This window comes from Humibacter ginsengisoli (assembly GCF_054780095.1).
In genome coordinates this window covers 349,995-369,331 of record NZ_BAAGWZ010000001.1, presented here as the reverse complement: position 1 = coordinate 369,331, position 19,337 = coordinate 349,995, and the positions used below count along the sequence as shown (strand labels likewise).

Annotated in this window: 19 protein-coding genes; 7 read left to right on the top strand and 12 right to left on the bottom strand. The window is 68.7% G+C overall.

The window, feature by feature from the left end; all coding sequences use genetic code 11:
- Positions 1 to 2: 2 nt before the first annotated feature.
- From ACYVI5_RS01510 to ACYVI5_RS01480, 7 genes are all read right to left on the bottom strand, one after another.
- Positions 3 to 890, bottom strand: a complete 888-nt coding sequence (locus ACYVI5_RS01510) for an SURF1 family protein (RefSeq protein ID WP_460578689.1) — start codon at positions 888 to 890, stop codon at positions 3 to 5.
- Between the two features lie 37 nt (positions 891 to 927).
- Positions 928 to 2,409, bottom strand: coding sequence for a cation:proton antiporter (locus tag ACYVI5_RS01505; RefSeq protein WP_460578688.1), 1,482 nt, complete (start codon positions 2,407 to 2,409; stop codon positions 928 to 930).
- Positions 2,410 to 2,411: 2 nt separating this feature from the next.
- Positions 2,412 to 2,924: a cation:proton antiporter regulatory subunit gene (locus tag ACYVI5_RS01500; RefSeq protein WP_460531897.1), complete on the bottom strand. Its 513-nt coding sequence runs from the start codon at positions 2,922 to 2,924 to the stop codon at positions 2,412 to 2,414.
- A gap of 108 nt (positions 2,925 to 3,032) precedes the next feature.
- Positions 3,033 to 4,754, bottom strand: a complete 1,722-nt coding sequence (locus ACYVI5_RS01495) for a glycerol-3-phosphate dehydrogenase/oxidase (protein ID WP_460578687.1) — start codon at positions 4,752 to 4,754, stop codon at positions 3,033 to 3,035.
- 7 nt (positions 4,755 to 4,761) lie between these two features.
- Positions 4,762 to 5,880, bottom strand: coding sequence for a GuaB3 family IMP dehydrogenase-related protein (locus tag ACYVI5_RS01490; protein WP_460532815.1), 1,119 nt, complete (start codon positions 5,878 to 5,880; stop codon positions 4,762 to 4,764).
- 256 nt (positions 5,881 to 6,136) lie between these two features.
- Complete coding sequence (locus tag ACYVI5_RS01485) at positions 6,137 to 6,421, bottom strand: DUF2277 domain-containing protein (RefSeq protein WP_460578686.1); 285 nt, start codon at positions 6,419 to 6,421, stop codon at positions 6,137 to 6,139.
- Positions 6,422 to 6,481: 60 nt separating this feature from the next.
- Entirely contained in the window at positions 6,482 to 6,997 is a 516-nt protein-coding gene (locus ACYVI5_RS01480; RefSeq protein WP_460578685.1) for a MarR family winged helix-turn-helix transcriptional regulator, read from the bottom strand.
- Positions 6,998 to 7,150: 153 nt separating this feature from the next.
- Between ACYVI5_RS01480 and ACYVI5_RS01475 the strand changes: the two genes are divergently transcribed.
- The 3 genes from ACYVI5_RS01475 (at position 7,151) to ACYVI5_RS01465 (ending at position 9,686) form a co-directional block, all read left to right on the top strand.
- Positions 7,151 to 8,677: an FUSC family protein gene (locus ACYVI5_RS01475; protein WP_460578684.1), complete on the top strand. Its 1,527-nt coding sequence runs from the start codon at positions 7,151 to 7,153 to the stop codon at positions 8,675 to 8,677.
- A gap of 82 nt (positions 8,678 to 8,759) precedes the next feature.
- Positions 8,760 to 9,194 carry a DUF1707 SHOCT-like domain-containing protein gene (locus ACYVI5_RS01470; protein WP_460536723.1) on the top strand — a complete coding sequence of 145 codons (435 nt, stop codon included), beginning with the start codon at positions 8,760 to 8,762 and terminating at the stop codon, positions 9,192 to 9,194.
- 21 nt (positions 9,195 to 9,215) lie between these two features.
- On the top strand, positions 9,216 to 9,686 hold the full coding sequence (locus tag ACYVI5_RS01465) for an Lrp/AsnC family transcriptional regulator (RefSeq protein WP_460536725.1): 471 nt from the start codon (positions 9,216 to 9,218) through the stop codon (positions 9,684 to 9,686).
- 90 nt (positions 9,687 to 9,776) lie between these two features.
- Here ACYVI5_RS01465 and ACYVI5_RS01460 read toward each other — a convergent pair whose 3' ends face one another.
- From ACYVI5_RS01460 to ACYVI5_RS01445, 4 genes are all read right to left on the bottom strand, one after another.
- The gene (locus ACYVI5_RS01460; RefSeq protein WP_460578683.1) at positions 9,777 to 10,787 is read right to left on the bottom strand and encodes a glycine betaine ABC transporter substrate-binding protein; all 1,011 of its coding nucleotides are present in this window, start codon (positions 10,785 to 10,787) and stop codon (positions 9,777 to 9,779) included.
- The gene (locus tag ACYVI5_RS01455; protein WP_460578826.1) at positions 10,784 to 11,494 is read right to left on the bottom strand and encodes an ABC transporter permease; all 711 of its coding nucleotides are present in this window, start codon (positions 11,492 to 11,494) and stop codon (positions 10,784 to 10,786) included. The genes ACYVI5_RS01460 and ACYVI5_RS01455 overlap by 4 nt, the downstream gene beginning before the upstream one ends.
- A 110-nt stretch (positions 11,495 to 11,604) precedes the next feature.
- Positions 11,605 to 12,810, bottom strand: coding sequence for an ATP-binding cassette domain-containing protein (locus ACYVI5_RS01450; protein WP_460578825.1), 1,206 nt, complete (start codon positions 12,808 to 12,810; stop codon positions 11,605 to 11,607).
- A gap of 34 nt (positions 12,811 to 12,844) precedes the next feature.
- Positions 12,845 to 13,492, bottom strand: coding sequence for an ABC transporter permease (locus ACYVI5_RS01445; protein WP_460578824.1), 648 nt, complete (start codon positions 13,490 to 13,492; stop codon positions 12,845 to 12,847).
- A gap of 466 nt (positions 13,493 to 13,958) precedes the next feature.
- Here ACYVI5_RS01445 and pdhA point away from each other — a divergent pair, with 466 nt between their 5' ends.
- From pdhA to ACYVI5_RS01425, 4 genes are all read left to right on the top strand, one after another.
- Positions 13,959 to 15,116 carry a thiamine pyrophosphate-dependent dehydrogenase E1 component subunit alpha gene (pdhA, locus tag ACYVI5_RS01440; protein WP_460578823.1) on the top strand — a complete coding sequence of 386 codons (1,158 nt, stop codon included), beginning with the start codon at positions 13,959 to 13,961 and terminating at the stop codon, positions 15,114 to 15,116.
- Positions 15,113 to 16,135 carry an alpha-ketoacid dehydrogenase subunit beta gene (locus tag ACYVI5_RS01435; protein ID WP_460578682.1) on the top strand — a complete coding sequence of 341 codons (1,023 nt, stop codon included), beginning with the start codon at positions 15,113 to 15,115 and terminating at the stop codon, positions 16,133 to 16,135. The genes pdhA and ACYVI5_RS01435 overlap by 4 nt, the downstream gene beginning before the upstream one ends.
- The gene (locus ACYVI5_RS01430; protein ID WP_460578681.1) at positions 16,135 to 17,481 is read left to right on the top strand and encodes a dihydrolipoamide acetyltransferase family protein; all 1,347 of its coding nucleotides are present in this window, start codon (positions 16,135 to 16,137) and stop codon (positions 17,479 to 17,481) included. The genes ACYVI5_RS01435 and ACYVI5_RS01430 overlap by 1 nt, the downstream gene beginning before the upstream one ends.
- A gap of 250 nt (positions 17,482 to 17,731) precedes the next feature.
- Complete coding sequence (locus ACYVI5_RS01425; RefSeq protein WP_460578680.1) at positions 17,732 to 18,547, top strand: LLM class flavin-dependent oxidoreductase; 816 nt, start codon at positions 17,732 to 17,734, stop codon at positions 18,545 to 18,547.
- Between the two features lie 22 nt (positions 18,548 to 18,569).
- Here the strand turns inward: ACYVI5_RS01425 and ACYVI5_RS01420 are convergent, their stop codons facing one another.
- Positions 18,570 to 19,334, bottom strand: a complete 765-nt coding sequence (locus ACYVI5_RS01420) for an enoyl-CoA hydratase/isomerase family protein (protein ID WP_460578679.1) — start codon at positions 19,332 to 19,334, stop codon at positions 18,570 to 18,572.
- Positions 19,335 to 19,337: the final 3 nt, after the last annotated feature.

The window sequence follows — 19,337 nt, the reverse complement described above, 5'->3', positions numbered from 1 at the left end:
GTTCAGTCTAAGTTCTGGTCGGTTGACGGCTGGCTGGGAGCGGGCTCACCGGCGGCGCCCGACCACGCGGCGAGCGCCTCCTCGTACGCTGCCTCGTCGTCTTCGCGCTGCTTCTCCCAGGCATCCTTCACGAGCCGGTACCAGAGGAAGATCGCGAATCCGGCGAAGATCGCCCACTCGGCCGCGTAGAAGATGTTCAGCCAGTTGACCGTCTCCTGCTCGATCGGTGGCGGCGAGTAGATCGCGGTGAGGCCGGCCGGCGGTGTGCCGTGCTCGACGACGTAGGAGCTGTAGATGTCGGAGTCGCCGATGCCGTGCCACAGGTTGACGAGCGCGGCGACCGACATGTCTTTCATGATGAACGGGTCGGTGTTCTCTTTCGGCGCTTCCGGCGCCTCCGATGGCAGCAGGCGTCCGACGAGCGTGACCGTCGCGGGATCCTGCGCCTTCAGGCGTGCGATCGCCGCTTTCGCCTCCTGCTCGGTGGGCGCCCAGCCGCGCGCCACCGCGAGCTGCGCGGTACGGCCCTTGACGTCATCCGCCGAGGGGGTGAACCGGGCGATGACCCAGTAGCCGGCGGTTCCGTTGTTCAACCGTCCGGCGAGCATCCCGTAGTCCTGCTGTGCGAACGTGCCGCGCGTGCGCACGAGCTGGCCGATGCCGGCATCCGTCGGCGGCGAGTTCACGGTCGCGACCTTGTTCAGCGGCATCACCGTCTCGGTCGGATGCTCGACGACGTGCCCCGACTGCACCGCGCGTTCCAGCTGCCACTGCCCGAGCCACGCGAAGGCGGCCGCGATCGCGAGAGCCAGCACGAGCGCCGCGATCCACTTCGGGCGCACCATCGTGCGGCCGAGCGACTCGGTTCTCGGCGGAACCGGCTTGTTCATGGATAGGCCGGTCGCCGGTCGGGTGTCACCGGAGATGTCAGTTCTGCTTTCGTGTGTCGTCGTTGTTCGTCTGCCGCATGGCCTGCTCGATCACGCGATCGAGATCCGCGCGGCTCGGCTCCGCGTCGGTGTCGTCCGCGGCGGGCTCCTGCCCGCGGCTGACGGCATCGACGAGGTCGATCTCCTCGTCGAGAACGGGATCGCGCTGTTTCACGGCCGTTCTTCGACGCGGCCGGATCAGTGCAACACCGATCCTCTCAGAGTTGGCTGTGAGCACCGGACCGAGGATGGCCATGATCAGCACGTAGAGACCGGCGAACGGCTCCAGTTTCTGGTTCAGCCCTGCCGCCAGGGAAAGCGTCGCGAGGATCAGGGTGAACTCGCCCCTGTTCATGAGCACGGCGGCGATGTTCAGCCCGGCACGGGCATCCAGCCGGTTGAAGTAGGCGATGAGCTCGCCGGAGAGAACGTTCAGCGCCACCGTCATCACGATGGCGATGAGCACGATCCAGGCCACGCTGCCGAACTCGGCGATGTTCAGCGCGAGGCCGAAGTTGAGAAAGAAGAACGCGGCGAACACGTCGCGCAGCGGTATGGAGATGCGCTCGACCTTGCCGGAGAAGCGCGTCGCGCCGAGCACGAGACCGATCAGGAACGCGCCGATCGCATCCGTCACCCCGATCAGCTCGCCGATGCCGGCGAAGAGAAGGGCCAGCCCGAAGAACAGGATCGTGAACAGCTCGTCGTCTCGCGTTCGGAAGAACCGCGAGACGATGCGCCCGCCCCATCGCGCGACGGTGAACATGGCGACGAGGAACGCGGCGGCTATCGCCAGTTGCAGCACAACCGGCCAGAACTGCGTCTGGCCGCTGAGCACGACGGAGACGATCGCCAGGTAGACGGCGATGAACACGTCACCGATGACCGTCGCCCCCAGGATGGCCGGGGTCTCGTTGTTCGCCAGGCGCCCGAGTTCGATCAGCATCTTCGTGATGATCGCGCTCGAGGAGGTACCCACCATGCCGGCGATGATCAGCGCCTCGCGGGTTCCCCAGCCGACCAGTTCGCCGAACAGGAAGCCGACGCCCATGTTCAGAACGATGTAGGTGCCGCCGGAGATGAGCAGCCGGCCGGCGTTGCCGAAGAACTCGTCCTGGTCGAACTCGAGACCGAGATTGAACAGCAGCAGGATCAGGCCGAAGACGGCGATCAGCCCGATGTCGGCGGTGTCGAAGTTGAGCGGGAAGAAGCCGGTGTGCGGGCTGGCCAAGAGGCCCACGATCATGTAGATCGGGATGGCCGGAAGCCTGATCAGCTTGCCGAGGCGCCCGAGCCCGTACGCGATCACGAACAGGGCGCCGAGCACCATGAGGTCGGTCGCCACGGAGTCGGTCGCGTGCGGCGCGCGAGCCGTGAGCACGGAGGCGGGGTGGGCATCCGGATGCCCGTGCGCGGCGACGCGAGTGACGATGTCGTCACCGAGGGAGGAGAGGAACGCGGGCACGGCGGCGACGGCCACGATCACACTCCGGGCGGAGCGTCAGCGAGAGCCGGCTTGGCCACCTCTCCGGTGCGGAAGAACGTGAACGCCTTGGCGACCTTCTCCGGGGATCCCGCGACCACGAGGGTATCTCCGGGGAACACTTTGAAGTCGGCGGCGGGCGCCGGGTTCGTGGAGTCCCCGCGCACGACGGCGACCACGGTGAGGCCGACCATGCCGACCTCGGCGGGGCTGCCCAGCCGCTGCCCGGCGATGTAGTCCTCGTAGTCGACCGTGAACCAGTCGATGGAGAGACCGGGGATCTGGTCGAGCGCCGTCAGCGACTCGGTGATCTGGGTGCCGCCGAGCAGTTCGGCGAGGGTGTGCGCCTCGTCTTCGTTCAGGCGCAGCGACACCTTGGTGACGTTCGTCGCGTCCTGGTCGTCGGAGAAGGTGATCAGATCCGAGTGTCCGGAGCGGTGCGCGATGACTCCGACTTTGCCGCCGTCATCGGTCACGAAGGTGTGCAGCACACCGACCCCGGGAAGCTTCACTCGTCGAACATCAACCATCGTCAAGGACTCCCGTGCATTTGCGTGATTGCAAGTCTAGTTAGTGGGTCGCGGACCGCCCTGCGCTGTGGGAGAACGCGCCAGGTGCCTTCAGCCGAGGTCGGGCGCCTCCAGGCGCACGCGGTCGGCGGAGGCGTCGTCCGGTTGCTCCTGCGACGCGCGCTCGGCGGCGACGCGGCGCAGGTAGTACGCGATCTCGCGCTCGATGCGCTCCTCGTCCCAGCCGAGTTCCGCACCCATCAGGCGTGCGGTGACCGGAGCGGCGGAGACGCCGCGGTCCCACGCCTCGATCGAGATGCGGGTGCGCCGGGCGAGCACGTCGTCCACGTGCAGTGCTCCCTCGTGCGACGCCGCATAGACGACCTCGGCGCCAAGATAGTCATCGGCTCCTGGCAGCGGCTCGGCAAGCTCAGGACGCGCGGCGATGAGGTCGAGCACCTCCTGCGCGAGCGTGCCGTAGCGGTTCAGCAGGTGCTCGACCCGGGTGACGTGGATGCCCGACTTGCGCGCGATCCGCGACCTGCGGTTCCACGCGGCCCGGTATCCGACCGCGCCGACCAGCGGGATCTCCGACGTGGCGGATGCCGGCACCTTGCCGTCGAGGGCGCTCGCTGCCGCGTCGATGGCATCCTTCGCCATGACACGGTATGTGGTCCATTTTCCGCCGGCGATCACGACGAGCCCCGGCACGGCGTGCGCGACGATGTGCTCGCGCGAGAGCTGGGACGTCTCGTCCGACTCGCCCGCCAGCAGGGGCCGCAGTCCCGCGTAGACGCCCTCGACGTCTTCGCGGGTGAGCGGAATGGTCAGCACCTGGTTCACGTGCTCCAGCAGGTAGTCGATGTCGGCCGCGGTGGCGGCCGGGTGCGCCTTGTCGAGCTGCCAGTCGGTGTCGGTGGTGCCCACGAGCCAGTGCCTGCCCCACGGGATGACGAACAGCACGCTCTTCTCGGTGCGCAGCAGCAGGCCGGCCGCGGATTGGAAGCGGTCGCGCGGCACGACGAGGTGGATGCCCTTGGATGCGCGCACCTTGAACTTGCCGCGCTCCCCCACCATCGACTGGGTGTCGTCGGTCCAGACGCCGGTGGCGTTGACCACCTGCTTGGCGCGGATCTCGAAGACCTCGCCGGTCTCGCGGTCCCTTGCGCGCACCCCGACGACGCGTTCCCCGACCTTGAGGAATCCTTCGACTCGCACCCGGTTCGCAACGTGCGCGCCGTAGTGCGCGGCGGTGCGGGCCACGGATGCCGTGTAACGCGCGTCGTCGACCTGCGCGTCGTAGTACGTGATGCCGCCGACGTAGGCATCCGTCGCCAGCGAAGGCGACAGCTTTCGCACCTGTGTGCGGGTCAGGTGCCTGTGGTGCGGCACACCGGGCGGGCGCAGGCCCGTGTAGCTGAACAGGTCGTAGAGCAGCATGCCGGCGCCGATGTAGAAGCGCTCGATGAGCGGTCGCCGCAGCGGGTAGAGGAATCGCACGGGCTTCACGAGGTGGGGGGCGAGCTGCTGCAGCAGCAGACCCCGCTCGATGAGCGCTTCGCGCACGAGCCGGAAGTCGAGCTGCTCCAGGTAGCGGATGCCGCCGTGCACCAGCTTCGACGAGCGGCTGGAGGTGCCGGATGCCCAGTCCCGCTGCTCGACGAGGCCGACGGTGAGTCCGCGGGTGACTGCGTCGAGTGCCGCCCCTGTGCCGACGATGCCGCCGCCGATGACGAGCACGTCGAGCTCGTCAGAGCGCATCGACTCGATGGCGTCGGCGCGTTGCTTCGGGCCCAGCTGTGCCGAGTGTTCGATGTGTGCTCGCGAGCTCATGGCGCCTTCAGTGAGATAGGTAGGGGGCCACGACGACCTCGACGCGCTGGAACTCCTTGAGGTCGGAGTACCCGGTGGTGGCCATCGAGCGGCGCAGCGCCCCGACCAGGTTGGCGGTGCCGTCGGCAACCCGAGCCGGTCCGTACAGGATCTCCTCCAGGGTGCCGGTCTGCGCGACCTGCACGCGGTGCCCGCGCGGCAGCTGCGGATGGTGCGACTCGGCGCCCCAGTGCCAGCCACCGCCAGGGGCGTCGGTGGCGCGAGCGAGCGTGGTGCCGAGCATGACGGCATCCGCTCCGCAGGCGATGGCCTTGACCACATCACCTGACGAGCCGAGGCCGCCGTCGGCGATGACGTGCACGTAGCGTCCGCCCGACTCGTCGAGGTAGTCGCGACGAGCACCTGCCACGTCGGCTACGGCAGTGGCCATGGGGGCATGGATGCCGAGGGTCGCCCTGGTCGTGGATGCCGCGCCTCCACCGAACCCGACGAGCACGCCGGCCGCGCCGGTGCGCATGAGGTGCAGGGCGGCGGTGTAGGTGGCGGCGCCGCCCACGATGACCGGCACGTCGAGTTCGTAGATGAACTTCTTGAGGTTGAGCGGCTCGACGTTCTTGGAGACGTGCTCGGCCGACACCGTGGTGCCGCGGATGACGAAGAGGTCGACGCCTGCGTCGACGACCGTCTGGTAGAACTCCTGGGTGCGCTGCGGCGACAGGGATCCCGCGACCGTGACCCCCTCAGCACGGATCTCAGCGAGGCGGTCGCGGATCAGTTCCGCCTTGATCGGCTCGGCGTAGATCTGCTGCATCCGTTCGGTGGCCTGCTCGCTGGGCAGCGACCGGATCTCCGCCAGCACCGGCTCCGGGTCGTCATAGCGGGTCCACACGCCCTCGAGGTCGAGCACGCCGAGGCCGCCGAGCCGTCCCATCATGATCGCGGTCGACGGCGAGACGACGGAGTCCATCGGCGCCGCGAGAATGGGCACGTCGAACGTGTAGGCGTCGATCGACCAGGAGGTCGAGACGTCTTCCGGGTCACGGGTGCGGCGGCTCGGCACCACTGCCACGTCGTCGAACGCGTAGACGCGGCGGGCGCGCTTGGCGCGGCCGATCTCGATTTCCATGGTCACCCGGCCAGCCTACCGACGACTGAGGTGAGCGCCGGGCGAGCTTGCTCGCGTGGCCGAACCGATGGAGTCGGTTGAGCGGTGAAGCCGCGAACACCCCTCCCGAACCCGCCTCACCCTCCCGAAAACAGGCAGGAACGCGCTTACCACGCGGCAACAGGCACAATCTGCCTGTTCCGCCGAGATCTGCCTGTTTACCCGACCGCAAGGCGGACACCGGCGCGGCCGGGCCGCTCTCGTGCCACGGGCCGGCTCAGGCGGATGCCGGGGCGTAGCGGCCGGAGCGGATGGCGCGTGCCCTCGCCTTCGCCGCCTCCTCCTCGCGGTTCTTCGGCGGCGTCGTGGCCACGAGGTCGTCGAGGAGATGCTGCGTGATGTGCGCGATCTCGTGCACGGCGTGATCGAAGGCATCCTGATTCACCTTCGACGGCTTCGTCGTACCGGCGATCTTGCGCACGTACTGCAGCGCGGCAGCATTCACCTCGTCCGACGTGGCGGCCGGTTCGAAGTTGTGGAGGGTGTGGATGTTGCGGCACATACCGCGACCATAACCCCGGGAACGGTCGGCGGAACAGGGGTGTTCAGGGGTGAGCGACGGTCAGGCGACGACCCCGTCCGAACGCCGCAGCTGTTCGTCGACGGGCTCCAGTGCCGCCTCACCCATCGCCATCCGTTCCATGATGCCGGCGGCGAGTTCGAGAACACCACGCTCCGTGGGCGACAGCTTCTTCATGGCCTCGGCGAGCCAGGCATCTCGCTGAGCGAGGTCGGCGGCGAGCGCCGCTCGCCCGGCATCCGTGATGGAGAGGATGTGCTCCCGGCGATCCGTCTCGCTGCGCTCGCGGGTGATGAGCCCCTCGAGTGCGAGCTCCGCGAAGATCCTCGACAGCGATTGCGGCCTTTGGCGCTCAACGACTGCCACTGCACCGGCGGGCAGCGGGCCGAGGCGGCTCAGCGTTCCGAGCACGCTGAGCTTGTTGCTGCTGAGCGACCCCAGCACACGCTCGGTGCGCAGTCGCCGCGCCATGTGCATGACGCCACGGCGCACAACCTGCACCGATACGGATGCCTGCCGCTCGACGAGCACGTCCCCTCGCTTCCGGTTCGAATTCATTAAGCAGTATCGTACTATCTAGTCTTCGCCGATGCTGGTTGCCCGGAATGCATATCGGCCAGAACTAGCCGAGCCGATGAGAAACCTGGAGGCGAAACCAACCAGCGGATAGGCCCATCGATCGGTACGAACGTGCGAAACAGTTTACGAGCGTTGGCGCGCAGCCTCGCCGATCCCGGCCTGCTGCGCCTTCGGTCGGCGGCCGTCACGTACGCCACGGTGCTGATCAGCGCCGCGATCGCCTGCGTGCCGGCCGTGCGGTTCGGCCTCGGGATCTCGATCGTGGTGCTCGCGGTGATGCTCTCGATCAGCTTCACGCCGGAACGGGCCGGAGCGAACGCCCGGCAGCGCTGGGTCTCCATCGTGGTGCTGCCGCTTGTCGGGGTCGCGGCGGGCGGAGTCGGATCGCTGATGTTCGAGGCGCCCGTCGTCGGCGATTCGCTCTTCGTGATCGTGCTCTCCGGTGCGATCTGGATTCGCCGCTACGGCCCGGTCGCGACACGCATCGGGACGCTCATCGCGCTCCCCTTCGTCACCGTGCTGATCGTGCCGGCACCGATCCAGCCGGGGGAAGGGTTCGCACCGTGGGCCGCCGCGACGGCGTTCGTCGTGGCCGTGGTCGCCCTCGCCCTGCAGTGGGCGGCACGGGCATCCGGATTCCTGCCGCGCCCGGCGACCGGTTCGGTCGCCGGCAGTCGGACTCCCTCTGCGGCGGCCCGCTCGACGATGCGCCCACGCGGCAGCACGCGCATGGCCGTGCAGATGGCGATGACTCTCGCGGGCGCGTTCCTCATCGGTCACCTCGTGTTCGGCGAGCACTGGTTCTGGGCTGTGCTCACCGGCTACGTCGTCGCCAGCGGAAACCGTGGGCGCGGCGACGTGCTGTTCAAGGGCATCCATCGCACGCTCGGCGCCCTCGGAGGCACGGTGCTCGCGACCGGGCTGTCGACGTTCGCCTCGCAGGGCGCCGAGACCGGGCTGACCGCGGGGATGTCGGTGCTCGCCATCGGCGTCATCCTCGCGCTCGGCCTGTGGCTGCGCCCTACCGGCTACGGCTGGTGGGCGGCGGCGATGACCGCGATGATCTCGATCCTGCACGAACTGGAGGGCACCTCTCCCGGACCCGCGATGCTCGTGCGGCTCACTGCCATCGTGGTCGCCGGCGCCTTCGCGGTCGCCGTCGCGTGGTGGGTGCTTCCGGTGCACACCGCGACAGTGCTGCGCGGACGCGTCTCCGCCGCGCTCGCCGCGCTCACCGACCTGCTGGTGGCGTGCATCAGGCAACCGGACGAGGTCCCCGGCCACCGCGCGGCCCTCGACACCGCGCTCACGGGCATCCGGCAACTCGGTCCCACCCTGCGCCTGGAGCGCACGGCCCGCCTTCGCAACAGGGAGAGGACGCATCGCGCCGACATCATTCCCGCACTCGAAGCGTGCTGGGAGCCGGCCGACGCGATCGCCGCACGAGTGGAGCACGGGCATCCGTTGTCACCCGAGGAGTCCCGCGAACTCGGCGCCCTCGCTCGCCAGGCCGGAGCGTGCCGCAGGATGCTCGTTGGCGCGCCTCCGCCACCACTCACCGACGCGCCACGCGCGTTCCCCGAGCTGCATGCGGCGATCACCGGCCTGGAGGCTCCTCTTCCGCTCATCGCCCGGTCGCCCGAGCCGCAGCCGTCGTGAGCGAGCGGATGCCGGTGCCTGCGGCATCCGCTCTCCCGCGCGGACACTGGCATCCACGCCCGGAACCGGGCAGGCTGTGCTCATGGTCGACTACGCGAATCCCCTGCGGCCGAACGAACGCATCGCCGACCGCGATCGGCAGGATGCCGTCTCCGCGCTCTCACGCGCCCGCGACGAGGGGCGGCTTACTGCCGACGAGTTCGAGCAGCGCTCAGCCGCGGCGAGGTCGGCCGTGACCTGGAGCGACCTGGCACCGCTTTTCACCGATCTGCCGCGGCCGGCGACGCCGTCGGAATCCGTGCCGCACGACGACTGGGGCAGGCACTCCCGGGCGCTCGGCGGGGCGTGGGGAGCGACGATCATGTCGTTCGTTCCGTTCGTGGCCCTCGGGCTGTTCTTCATCGGCGGGTACGCGTTCAACGGCTGGACGTGGAGCTGGCTGTTCTTCCTGCTGATCCCTCTGGTCGGAGCGATCATCTACGGACCGGGAGCCGAAGCGCGCCGTCGACGGTACTGAGGGCGAGGGGCTTCTGTGGCGATGAACGTGGACAAAGTCGACCGGGCGATCATCGCGCAACTCAGCGCCGATTCCCGTCTTTCCGTGCGGGCTTTGGCGGAGCGCGTTCACGTGTCGCGCAGCGCCGTCGCGAACCGGCTGCAACGGCTCATCGCCGACGGTGTCATCGAGGGGTTCGGCGCCCGCGTTGACCGCAAGGCGATCGGGCTGCACGTGACGGCTCTCGTGATCGTCAAGGTGGAACGACAGCCGGGCTGGCAGGATGTCGCCTCCGCCCTCACGGCCCTCCCGTTCGTCGAGTCCGTGCTCGCGGTGAGCGGTGACATCGACTTCGTGGTCACGGTGAGCGCACCCGATCACGAGAGCCTCAGCGACGTCATCATGCGGCAGCTCCACGAGGTGGACGGCGTCGCATCCACCCGCTCCTACATCGTGCTCGAGTCGTGGGACGGCACGGCGCCCGGCATCGCCCGCGACTCCTGGGACGTCTGAGCGCCGTCGCCTTCGTTCAGGTCGCAGTTTTCGTCGGAATCCGACGCTCATAGCGACAAAAAGTGCGACTTGAACGAGACTCGCCGACCGCTACTGGGGTGACGAGATGAAGCCCTGTTCTTTCATCCAGTCGAAGGCGACGGTCGCGGGCTCCTCTCCCTTGACGTCGACCAGGTAGTTCAGCTTCTGCTGCTCGGCGTTCGAGAGCTTGTCCGTGATCTGGGCGAAGATGTCGGCGAGCTGCGGGTACTGCTGCAGCGTCTTGGTGTTGACCACCATCGACACGTTGTACGCAGGGAAGAAGTGCTTGTCGTCGTCGAGCACCGTGAGGCCGAGCGCTTTGATGCGGCCGTCGGTGGTGAAGACCTCGCCGAAGTTGCAGCTGCCGCGATCCGTGGCCGTGTACACGGTGCCGGTGTCGAGGATCTTCACGTTCTTGGTCGGGACGCCGTCGGGTGAGCCGAGGGTGAGGCCGTAGTGCGCCAGCATCGGCTTGAATCCGTCGGAGCGCGAGTTGAACTCGGACTCGACGCAGAAGGTGCGCTCGTCAACCGGGAGATCCTTCAGCTGGGACAGCGAGGTGATACCGCCGAGCTTCTTGACCGCCTCGGATCGCACGGCCAGCGCGTACGTGTTGTTCAGCTTGGCCGGCGGAAGCCAGGTGAGCCCGTTCTTGCGGTCCTCGTCGCGCACCGCCTCGAACTGCTTCTGCGGATCAGGGATGCCCTGCTTGTGGTCCAGGTATGTCAGCCACGCGGTGCCCGTGTACTCCCAGGTCAGCTGTCCCTTGCCGCTGAGCATGAGCTGACGCACGGCGACGCTGCCTGGCACGTCCGTCATGTCGGTGACGTCGAACCCGGCGGCCTTGGCGGCCAGCACCGCCATCTTGCCGAGGATGAGCTGCTCGGTGAAGTTCTTCGCGGTCACCGTGATGGAGGCACCGGCCGGCAGGTCGTCGATGGGATGGATGGATCCCTCGGCCACGGCGGGAACGAAGGCGGTCGCCGGCTGCAGCCCGCACCCGGTCAGGGTCGTCGCTGCGGCGACGGAGGCCGCCAGCATCAGAGCGCGCCGGATCGATCGCGTACGAGGTATCTTCACGCTTGCAGTCCTTTCGGGCGCGCGTAGTGCTCGACCACGCGACCCGCCCAATCGACGAGAAGCGCCAGCAGCGCCGTGAGCAGCGCCCCCGAGATCAGCACGCGGGGCAGGAACAGGTTGACGCCGGTCGTGATCAGGAGGCCCAGTCCCCCGGCGCCGACGAACGTCGCCAATGCGGCGGAGCCGACCAGGAGCACCAGTGCGGTGCGGATGCCCACGAGCATGACGGGCACGGCGAGCGGCAGCTCGACGCGGATCAGCACGGCCAGTGCGCTCATCCCCATTCCGCGGCCGGCCTCAACGAGGCGCTCATCCACGCTCTGGATCCCGATCATCGTGTTGCGCAGCACCGGCAGAGCCGCGTACACGACCAGCGCCACGACGGCCGCCCAGAATCCGAATCCGAGCCAGAACGCCAGCAGCACGATCAGGCCGACCGCCGGCGCCGCCTGCCCGACATTCGCCAGTGCGAGGATCGCACCGCTCGCGCGGATGAACGGCCGACGGGTGAGCAGGATGCCGAGGGGAACGGTGATCACCAGCACGATCGCGGCAGACACGAACGTGAGCGCGAGATGCTGCCCCGTGTAGGCAAGGAGATCGTGCGGATTGAGCGTGCTCCGCTCGGTCGGGGACAGGTCGGCGGTTGCGAGCCACACCACGAAGCCCGCAAGGATCAGCGCCACGACGATCGGCTGGATCAGCAGCCCGCGCCAGCTTCGCGCGCCGCCCGGCGCGTCCCCGCGGACGGGCTCGGCAAGCGCCGTCTCACCACGAGTCGTCTCGGCACCCGTCGTCTCGGTGCCTAGCGTGTCCGTCACGCGGCGCCGTCCGTCACGATCTGGAGCGAATCGGTGTTGGTGCCCACCGGCGCGACCGCCGTGCCGCGGGCATTCGCGCGGGCCGTGGTGATGGCATCCATGATGACTTCGACGGTGATCACGCCCGCGAACGAATCGCGGCGGCCGGTCACCAGCGCGGCTCCTGCATTGGAGACGAGCATGGTGTCGAGGGCGTCGTTGAGCGTAGAGCCCTGGCCCACCACCGGAAGCTCCGGATCGGCAGACGCCGAGATCGTCGTGAGCCGGCCGAGCTGCCGGCGCGACGGCCAGCTCAGCGGCCGCTGCCTGTCGTCCAGGATGACCGCGTGGTCGTGCCCGGCCGCGACGATGCGTTCGAGCACGTCGACCGCCGCCTCGCCGGGGTGCCCGATGACGGCGTCGGCGAGCGCGACATCCTTCACGCGGTTCAGCGTGAGCTGCTTCAGCCCGGCACCCGACCCGATGAAGTTCTCCACGAACTCGCTCGCCGGCTCCGCGAGGATGCGCTCGGGACTGTCGTACTGCACGATGTGCGCGCCTTCGGAGAAGACCACGATCCAGTCGCCGAGCTTCACCGCCTCGTCGAAGTCGTGCGTGACGATCACCATGGTCTTCTGCACCTCGTCTTGGATCTTCAGCAGCTCGTCCTGCAGCCGCTGCCTGGTGATCGGGTCGACGGCGCCGAACGGCTCGTCCATGAGCAGAACGGGCGGGTCGGCCGCGAGCGCCCTCGCCACGCCGACGCGCTGCTGCTGACCGCCGGAGAGCTCCCGCGGATACCGGTCGCGGTGGGCGGCGGGATCGAGCGAGACCAACTCGAGCAGCTCGTCGACACGGGCGGCGATCTTCGCCTTCGGCCAGCCGAGCATCTTGGGAACGAGACCGATGTTGGATGCCACGGTCATGTGCGGAAAGAGTCCTCCCGCCTGGATGACGTAGCCCATGCGACGACGCAGCTCGTCGCCGTCGATCGTCGTGACGTCTTCGTCGCCGAGCTTGATGCGACCCTCGGTCGGCTCGATGAGCCGGTTGATCATCTTCAGGGTCGTCGTCTTGCCGCAGCCGGACGGGCCGACGAGCATGACGATCTTCCCCGCGGGGATCTCGAGCGTGATGCCGTCGACGGCCGCCTTGGCCTGTCCCGGATACCGCTTGGTGACCTCGTCGAGAAGGATGCTCGTCGAGGTCGCGCTGGTGGACACGGTCGCCGACTCGGGTGCGTCGGCGAGTGCGTTGTTAGTGGCTGACACGAATACCTCGCGAAATGGTCAGGCGGCCGAGGCCGAGGAGAAGGAGATCGAGGATGAGGGCGAGGACGATCACACCGACCACGCCGACGACGACGGACTCGAGCGAGTTCGCACCGCCCAGCCGGGAGAGCCCGGAGAAGATGAATCCGCCGAGGCCCGGTCCCAGCGCGTACGCGGCGACCGCGGCGATTCCCATCACCATCTGGGCCGAAATGCGCACCCCGGTCAGGATGATCGGCCAGGCGATCGGGAACTCGATCGTGAACAAGACCCGCAGCCGGCTCATCCCGATGCCGCGCGCCGATTCGACCACCGAGCGGTCGACGGTGCCGAGACCGACGATCGCGTTGCGGAGAATCGGGAGCACCGCGAAGAACGTGACCACGAACACCGAGGGGGCGACGCCGAATCCGAGCGGCGTGATCAGCAGGCCGATCAGCGCGAACGACGGGATGGTGAGTCCCACGGCCGAGACGCCGTTCGCGATCGAGCTCAGCTGCGGAACGCGGTACACCAGGAACGCGATGAGCATCGCGATCAGGACGGCGAGCGCGAGCGACTGCACCACGAGTGAGAAGTGCTGCCACGATGCGAACCAGATCTGGCCCCATCTATCGACCAGAAAGTTCCACAACATGCATCGCCCTTCACACCGGTTACGTATTGTGAGTCCCTCGTCGCCGCGGTCATCCGCTCCGGGCAACGAGCAAGAACCCTAGCGATGCTCGAGCACCGGGTCACAGTCGAGTCGGGCGTCTCGCGCCGCCTTCTGCGCCAAATCGTTATATTCGGGCCCAGCGGAATGGCTGATGAAAGCGGATAAAGAGATTTCGACGGCAGGAAAGGATAACGATCGGTGCGGCGGCAGCCGATTCGTCGTGATCCCGGTCCGCCGCCGTCGGTCTCAACGCGTTCGACCGGTGCAGGCCTGCAGTGGATCTACGGCTGCTGCGGTGGACGAATGGCACGTTCCACGACCGGTTCCGTGCCTGATTGTCGCGACAGGCGCGCCACTTCTGCCGTCTGAATCGACGTGAGCGGATGCCCACCCGGACGCTCCTGCGGCAGCCCACGATGGAAGGGTGAGTGACGAGGAAGTCATGGGTGGTGCACGCCCTCCGGGGCAGGCTGCGCCGCATCCTGTCGTGCCGACCGCGGAGTCGATCCGCCTGATCGACGAGCACGGGAGACGAGCCGGGAACGACCGAGCCGCGGGGTTCGAGCTGCCTGATGCGGGCATCCTGCTCGATCTCTATCGCCGCATGGTGCTGGCACGGCGTTTCGATGTGCAAGTGAGCGCCCTCACCAGGCAGGGCAGGCTCGCGACCTACCCCAGCGCACTCGGCCAGGACGCGTGCGAGATCGGCGCAGCCGCCGCGCTGGCCGAGGCGGACTGGCTGTTCCCGACCTACCGCGACTCGATCGCGCTTCTCACCAGGGGCGTGCAGCCGGTTCAGGTGCTGTCGTTCTTCCGCGGCGACTGGCACTCGGCGTTCGATCCCGCTGAGCACCACGTGGCTCCGCAGGTCACTCCCCTGGCGACGCAGGCGCTGCACGCTGTCGGCTTCGCTCACGCCGCGAAGCTCAGAAGCGAGCCGACCGCCACCCTCACGTTCCTCGGCGACGGCGCCACCAGCGAGGGCGACGCCCACGAGGCGTTCAACTTCGCGGCCGTGTGGCAGACGCCGACGGTGTTCGTCATCCAGAACAACGGCTATGCGATCAGCGTGCCGTTCGCCAAGCAGTCTCACGCCCGCACCCTGGCCGACAAGGCGATCGGCTACGGCATGCCCGGCCACTTCGTCGACGGCAATGACGTGGCGGCCGTCTACGCCGTGGTGACGGATGCCCTCGAGCGTGCCCGCAGCGGCGGCGGCCCGACGATGATCGAGGGCCTCACCTACCGCATGGAGGCGCACACCAACTCCGACGACCCCACCCGCTACCGCACCGACGACGAGGTCGAGCGGTGGCGGGTGCTCGATCCGATCAGCCGTCTGGAGTCGTTCCTGGCCGCCGAGGGCATGCTGACCGAGACGCTGCGCGCCGAGATCGCGGATGCCGCAGAGCAGCTCGCGGCATCGACGCGGGAGGCGATGAACGAGTCGCCGCACCTGGATCCGCTGGAGCTGTTCGACCACGTGTACGCGTCGCCGCGTGCATCGCTGGCGGAGCAGCGAGCGTACCTGGCCGACGAGCTGGCGGCATCCGGATCGCCCCTGGCGTCCGCCGACGACGACACGAGGAGCAGGTCATGACGATCGCACACCACACGGAATCCCCGGCGACTGCGACGAGGCAGGCGCCGGCATCCATCACCCTCGGTGGCGCACTGAACGCGGCACTCTCCGACGCGCTCGCCGACGACCCGAGCGTCGTCGTCTTCGGCGAGGACGTCGGCCCGCTCGGCGGCGTCTTCCGCGTCACCGACGGCCTCGCCGCGCGGTTCAGCGAGACGCGCGTGTGGGACTCCCCTCTGGCGGAGGCCGGCATCGTGGGCACCGCGATCGGCATGGCCATGAACGGCATGCGGCCGGTCGTCGAGCTGCAGTTCGACGCGTTCAGCTATCCGGCGTTCGAGCAGATCACCTCGCACCTGGCCAAGATGCGCAATCGCACGAAGGGACGCGTTCAGCTGCCCGTGGTCATCCGCATTCCGTACGCGGGTGGCATCGGCGGCGTCGAGCACCACTCCGACTCGTCCGAGGCGTACTGGACGCACACGCCAGGCCTCACCGTGGTGACGCCGTCGAACCCGGCCGATGGCTACTGGATGCTCCGCCAGGCCATCTCCAGTGACGACCCGATCGTCTTCCTGGAGCCGAAGAGCCGCTACTGGATGAAGGATGCCGTCGACCGCTCGCGGCCGCAGGCACCGCTCGACCGTGCCAGGGTCATCCGTACCGGAACAGACGTGACGCTCATGGCGTACGGCCCGACGGTGAAGACCGCGCTGGATGCCGCGGAGCTCGCCGAACTCGAGGATCTCTCGATCGAGGTGATCGACCTGCGCACCCTCTCGCCATTCGACGACGAGACCGTCGGCGCGTCCGTGCGCAAGACGTCGCGGGCCGCGGTGATCCACGAGGCGGCGCAGTTCGGCGGATACGGGGCGGAGGTGGCCGCACGGGTCACGGAGCGCAACTTCTTCCACCTCGCGGCGCCGGTTCTGCGCATCACCGGGTTCGACATCCCGTACCCGTCGCCGAAGCTCGAGGAGTACTACCTGCCGACGGCGGAGCGCGTGCTCGCGGCGCTCGACACATGGGAGTGGTGATGGCCGGTACGGAGCGTTTTCTGCTGCCCGACCTCGGCGAGGGGCTCACCGAGGCGACGATCGTGTCCTGGCTGGTGCAGCCAGGTGACATCGTCGCGGTCGACCAGCCGGTCGTGGAGGTGGAGTCGGCGAAGTCGATCGCCGAGTTACCGTCGCCCTACGCCGGACGTGTCGATGAGCTGCACGCGGCGGTCGGCGACACGGTGAAGAAGGACGACCCGCTCGTCACGATCGCGGTCGGCGCGGCCACGCCCGCCGGCTCGGATGAACACGACGAACCATCGGTGGAGACGCCGTCTCCGGAGGCCGCCGAGCTGGTGCCGGGCACGGCGTTGCGACCGGATGCCGCGGGCGCGTCCGGCGCCGTGCTCGTGGGCTACGGCGTCAGCGAGTCGACGCGCACGTTCGCGCGTCCGGCCGGCGGTCGGTTCGGGCGCGGTCGCCGGCAGCACACCGGAACGACGACGCGCTCCCCCGTGGTGTCACCGATCGTGCGCAAGCTCGCGCACGATAACGGCTTCGACGCGACCCAGCTCAGCGGCAGCGGTCCCGGCTCGCTCGTGATGCGGGAGGACGTCGAGAGGGAGATCGCGGCGCGCCATGGAGCGACCTCGCACACAGGCGTCGGCGAGGCGCGTAGCGGCGATCCACGGGCATCCGACCAGCGCATCCCGATCACGGGCGTGCGCAAGATCGTCGCCGAGCACCTCACCCACTCCAGGCAGACGATTCCGGATGCGACGATCTGGCTCGACGTCGACGCCACCGAACTCGTGCGAGCCAAGGAGCGGCTCGCCGAGAGCACCGGGGAACGGTACAGCGTCACGGCGCTCGTCGCACGGTTCGTCGTCGCGGGTCTGCGGCGGTTCCCGGTGTTGAATTCATCCGTCGACGAGACGGCGGGCGAGATCGTGCAGCACTCGGCCGTGAATCTCGGGCTCGCGGCCCAGACGGGTCGCGGTCTGATGGTTCCGGTCGTGCGCGACGCGCAGGCGATGACGCTGAACCAGCTTCGGGATGCCGTCGCCACCCTCGTCGAGCACGCCAAGACCGGCGACTACCCGCCCTCGGCGCTCACCGGGGGCACGTTCACGCTGAACAACTACGGCTCGCTCGGCGTCGACGGGTCGTCGCCGATCATCAACCACCCCGAGGTCGCGATGCTCGGCCTCGGCCGCCTCATGGAGCGTCCGTGGGTCGTGAAGGGCGAGCTGGCGGTGCGCACCGTGACGACGCTCTCACTCGTGTTCGACCACCGGGTGTGCGACGGCGACGTGGCATCCGGGTTCATCACCTACGTCGCGCGCTGCATCCAGGAGCCGCTGCTCGCCCTCACGGAGCTGTAGCCGGACGCAGGGCCTTCTCACCGTCGCGCAGTGTCTCAGAAAGTGCCAGCTCGAGGCGGCGACGGTCGCGTGTTCGCAGACACGAGTACTGACGGCGTCGCATAACCTGCGGGCTCTTGGCCCGGAACCCGCAGGAACTGAGACACGCCAGCGACCCGGCCGAGGCGTACTCGCTCCGGCTGACGCTCCCGCCCCGGAAGCACTCCATCTGGAGGATGCGCTGCCCCGCGCCGCGAGACAGGCTGATGCTATGACATCATTCCGATTCGGCGTGGTCAGCGGCGCTCACGGCGACGCCCGCGCCTGGGGCGAGACGGCGCGACGACTGGAGACGAGCGGGTATTCCGTGCTGCTCATTCCCGACACGCTGTTCACCCCGTCACCGTTCCTCGCCCTCACGGCCGCCGCGGCGGCGACCACGACGCTGCACATGGGCACCTGGGTGCTCTCGGCTCCGCTGCGCACCCCGGCCGAGACCGTGCGCGAGACCCGCACCATCGCCGAGCTCTCGAACGGGCGGTTCGAGTTGGGCATCGGCGCTGGCCGACCGCAAGGAGACGGCGACGCCGCGACGCTGGGCGTCGCGTGGGGCTCGCCGCGGGAGCGCGTCGATCGAGTGCAGGCGACGCTGGAGGCCGTGAAGGTGGCGTTCGGCGACGAGGTACCGATCACGCTGGCGGCAAGCGGGAACCGGATGCTCCGTCTCGCCCGTGAGCACGCCCGCACCGTTGCGCTACCGCTGAACCCGACGGCCCTCATGTCCGACGTCAAGGCCGCGGTCGAACGCTTGCGCGCTGCAGCGGTGAGCGACCGGCCGCTCCCCGAGCTGGCGCTGCAGATCTCCGGCGTCGGCGACGATGTTCCGGAATGGCTGCGACACAATGCCGGCGCCACGCCCGAGACGCTGCGCGACGCCGGCGCGGTGGGCCTGCTCTCCGGCGACGCATCGCGGGATGCGGATGCCCTCGTGGCGCTGCGCGAGAAGACCGGCGTCTCGTTCATCACGATCTCCGACGAGTTCTCCGAGAGGCTCGCGCCGCTCGTCGCCGCGCTCAGCGGGCGGTGAGGGGCCGAAGGTGGACAGTCCGTCAGCGGCCGGTGAATCGGGGGCGGCGCTTCTCGCGGAACGCGGCAAAACCCTCCGCGTAGTCGTCGGTCGTCGAAAGGGCGACCTGGGCATCCGTCTCTTCGGCCACGGACTGCCACAGCCCGACTCGATCGTCGCGGATGCGTGCGACGAGCCGCTTCTCCACGAGGAACGCGGCCGTGGGGCCTGCCGCGACGGCAGCGGCCTTCTCCCGGGTGAACTCGAGCACGTCGTCGGCGGGCACGACGCGGCTGAAAACGCCGGATGCCACGGCATCCGCCCCGCTCATCAGCTCGCCGGTGTAGATGAGGTCGAGTGTGCGGTGCGTGCCGAGCCGCTCGACGAACAGCGCGTGGCCGCCGGAGTCCAGAGCTGCGCCGAGCCCGGCGAACGGCGATCCGATCTTCGCCGAGTCGGCGACGTAGACCACGTCGCACGCGATGAGCAGGCCGAGCCCGACACCCAGGCAGGCACCCGTCGCCACACCGAACGTCGGAGCGGGGAAGTCGCTCAGCCGGTGCTGCACGGCCGTGAGCCGGTCGAGGTAGCCGCGCGGGTCATCCGTCGCCGGATCCACCTGCGACACGTCGCGACCTGCGCAGAACGCCCTGCCCTCCCCGCGCAGCACGAGCGCACGCGCGCCGAGCGCGGACTCGAGGGAGGCATCCAGCTCGGTCAGCCCGTCGAGATCGAGCGCATTGAGCTTCTGCGGCCAGTCGAGCACGACCTCGGCGACGTCACCGCTGCGTTCTACGCGTACCGGCATGGC